Origin of the sequence: Streptomyces anatolicus, assembly GCF_019400875.1 — a bacterium.
Classification (GTDB): Bacteria; Actinomycetota; Actinomycetes; order Streptomycetales; family Streptomycetaceae; genus Streptomyces; species Streptomyces anatolicus.
On record NZ_WMBF01000671.1, the window covers coordinates 1 to 2,770 of the forward strand.

Genomic DNA, 2,770 nt, shown 5'->3' on the forward strand with positions numbered 1-2,770 from the left:
CCTCCCGCCCCTACGCCTCGCGCAGAGCCCGCACCAGCGCCTGGGCGCGCGGGTCGGCCGTGACGCCCGTGTTCATCCCGTTCGTCACGTACCCGAACCCGGTCCCCGACTCGGGGTCCGCGAAGCCGAGCGCGCCGCCGCGGCCGGGGTGGCCGAAGGAACCGTCGGCGAGGAGCGGGGACGCGCCGCCGTGCAGCATGTAGCCGAGGCCGAACCGGGTGAGGACGACCAGGACGCGGTCGGGGCCCGCGGACGCCTCCGTCCGGGCGGCCGCCACCGTCTGCGGGGTGAACAGCCGCTCGGCGCCGTCCACTTCGCCGATCAGCGCCGCGTAGAAGCGGGCCAGGCCGTCGGCGGTGGCGATGCCGTTGGAGGCGGGCAGGGCCGCCGCCCGGTAGGCGGGGTCGTTCTCGTCCGGCAGCGGATCGATCGCCCCGAAGGCGCGGCTGGTCAGCGAGGCCGGGTCCGCGTACGCCTCGGCGACGTTCCGCTTGGGCCGTATCCGCAGGCCGCCCGGCCCGGCGGGCGGTGCGATGCGCCCCATCCGGCCGACCCGCGCCGCCTCCGCTTCCGGCAGCCCCAGCCAGAGGTCAAGGCCGAGCGGCCCGGCGATCTCGGCGGCGATCCACTCCCCGACCGCCTTTCCCGTCACGCGCCGCACCAGCTCACCGGTGAGCCAGCTGTAGGTCTGCGCGTGGTAGCCGTGGCCGGCGCCCGGCTCCCAGAACGGGGCCTGTGCCGCGACCACCGCCGCCGCGAGGTCCGGGTCGAGCGCCTCGGCGGGCGTCAGCGGACGGTCAAGGGCGGGGACCCCGGCGCGGTGCGCGAGCACGTGCCGCACCAGGACGCCTTCCTTGCCGCGCGCCTTGAACTCCGGCCAGTAGGTGCCGACCGGCGCGTCCAGGTCCAGCGCGCCACGCTGATGGAGCAGGAGCAGGGCGGCGGCGGCCACCCCCTTGGTCGCCGAGCGCACGACCTGCGCGGTGCCGTGCTCCCATGGGGCGTCGCCGGCGGCGAGATCACCGTCGACGTCCTTCGTGCCGCCCCACAGGTCGACGACCTTGCGCCCGTGCCGGTAGACCGTGACGGCGGCTCCGCGCTCCCCGCGCTCGGCGAAGTTGCGTACGAAGGCCTCCCTGACGCCCTCGTACCCTTCGGCGACCGAGCCCCGCACCCCACCCATGACATCGTCCATACCCAGCCCAACAGCCGCAGCTAGCCGCTGATTCCCTGGCCTCGCACCTTCGCCGCCTTCGGATCGAACCCGAAGGGGAGTTCCAGGCGGTGGGCGCTCATCAGGTCGTCGTTGGCGAGGAGTTCGCCCGTCGGGCCGTCCGCCGCGATCGTGCCGTCGCTGAGGATCAGGGCGCGGGGGCAGAGTTCCATGGCGTAGGGCAGATCGTGCGTGACCATCAGGACGGTGACGTCCAACGACCTCAGGATGTCGGCGAGTTCGCGGCGCGAGGCCGGGTCGAGGTTGGAGGAGGGCTCGTCGAGCACGAGGATCTCCGGCTCCATGGCCAGCACCGTCGCGACCGCGACCCGGCGGCGCTGCCCGAAGGAGAGGTGGTGCGGCGGGCGGTCGGCGAACTCCGCCATGCCGACCCGGGCGAGGGCGGTCAGCACGCGGGCCTCCAGCTCCGGGCCCCGCAGCCCCGCGGCCGCGGGCCCGAACGCCACGTCCTCGCGGACCGTCGGCATGAACAGCTGGTCGTCCGGGTCCTGGAAGACGATGCCGACCTTCCGTCTGATCTCGGCCATGTGCTTCTTGCCGACGGGCAGCCCGGCGACCGTCACCGTGCCCGCGCCGGCGGTCAGGATGCCGTTCAGATGCAGTACGAGGGTGGTCTTGCCCGCGCCGTTCGGCCCGAGCAGCGCGACGCGTTCGCCCCGGGCGACGCGGAAGTCGACGCCGAAGAGGGCCTGGTGCCCGTCCGGGTAGGCGAAGGCCAGTCCGGCCACTTCCAGCGAGGGTGTCGCGGTCACAGGGTCCATCCCAACAGGCATACGGCGAGGGCGGCGGACGGGAGGGCCAGCGCGTACGACCACTGGGCGCGCGAGGCGGTCACCTCGTCGATGACCGGCATCGAACCGGCGTACCCCCGGCTGACCATCGCAAGGTGCACCCGCTCGCCCCTCTCGTACGAGCGGATGAAGAGGGCGCCCGCGGACTTGGCGAGGACGCCCCACTGCCGTACGCCTCGCGCCTCGAAGCCGCGCGAATCGCGGGCGATCCTCATGCGGCGCATCTCGTCGGTGATGACGTCGCCGTACCGGATCATGAAGGAGGCGATCTGGACGAGCAGCGGGGGCAGTTTGAGGCGCTGGAGGCCGAGGAGCAGTGCGCGCAGCTCGGTCGTGGAGGCGAGCAGCACGGAGGCGGCGACGCCGAGCGTGCCCTTGGCCAGGACGTTCCAGGCGCCCCAGAGGCCGTTGACGCTCAGGGAGACACCGAGTACGTCGACGCGCTCGCCCTGCGCCACGAACGGCATCAGCACGGCGAAGGCCACGAACGGCACCTCGATCAGCAGCCGCTTCAGCAGGAACCCGGCGGGGACGCGGGCGGCGCGGGCGACCCCGGCGAGCAGTACGCCGTACACCCCGAACGCCCACATGGCCTCGCGCGGCGTGGAGACGACGACGATCACGAAGCAGAAGACGGCGACGAGCTTGGCGTGCGGGGGCAGCCGGTGCACGGGCGAGTGCCCGTGCCGGTAGAGCCGGTGGGCGTGGCCGGCACCCATGTCAGGGGGTCTTGGGCGCGGGGCCC

General features: G+C 73.6%; 3 protein-coding genes. All 3 read right to left on the minus strand.

The genetic code is table 11. The annotated features are described in order from the left end of the window. Window positions 1-10: 10 nt before the first annotated feature. The 3 genes from GKQ77_RS31180 to cbiQ are packed head-to-tail and all read right to left on the minus strand — an operon-like array spanning window position 11 to window position 2,744. The gene (locus GKQ77_RS31180; protein ID WP_258022288.1) at window positions 11-1,183 is read right to left on the minus strand and encodes a serine hydrolase domain-containing protein; all 1,173 of its coding nucleotides are present in this window, start codon (window positions 1,181-1,183) and stop codon (window positions 11-13) included. 32 nt (window positions 1,184-1,215) lie between these two features. After that, window positions 1,216-1,995, minus strand: a complete 780-nt coding sequence (locus tag GKQ77_RS31185) for an energy-coupling factor ABC transporter ATP-binding protein (RefSeq protein WP_219692473.1) — start codon at window positions 1,993-1,995, stop codon at window positions 1,216-1,218. Beyond that, entirely contained in the window at window positions 1,983-2,744 is a 762-nt protein-coding gene (gene cbiQ / locus GKQ77_RS31190) for a cobalt ECF transporter T component CbiQ (RefSeq protein ID WP_219692474.1), read from the minus strand. Before cbiQ ends, GKQ77_RS31185 begins: the two co-directional genes overlap by 13 nt. Between the last annotated feature and the right edge of the window lie 26 nt (window positions 2,745-2,770).

Coding starts and splice junctions, on each gene's coding strand:
- GKQ77_RS31180 (WP_258022288.1), bottom strand. CDS start 1,183: ATGGGTGGGGTGCGGGGCTCGGTCGCCGAAGGGTACGAGGGCGTCAGG.
- GKQ77_RS31185 (WP_219692473.1), bottom strand. CDS start 1,995: ATGGACCCTGTGACCGCGACACCCTCGCTGGAAGTGGCCGGACTGGCC.
- cbiQ (WP_219692474.1), bottom strand. CDS start 2,744: ATGGGTGCCGGCCACGCCCACCGGCTCTACCGGCACGGGCACTCGCCC.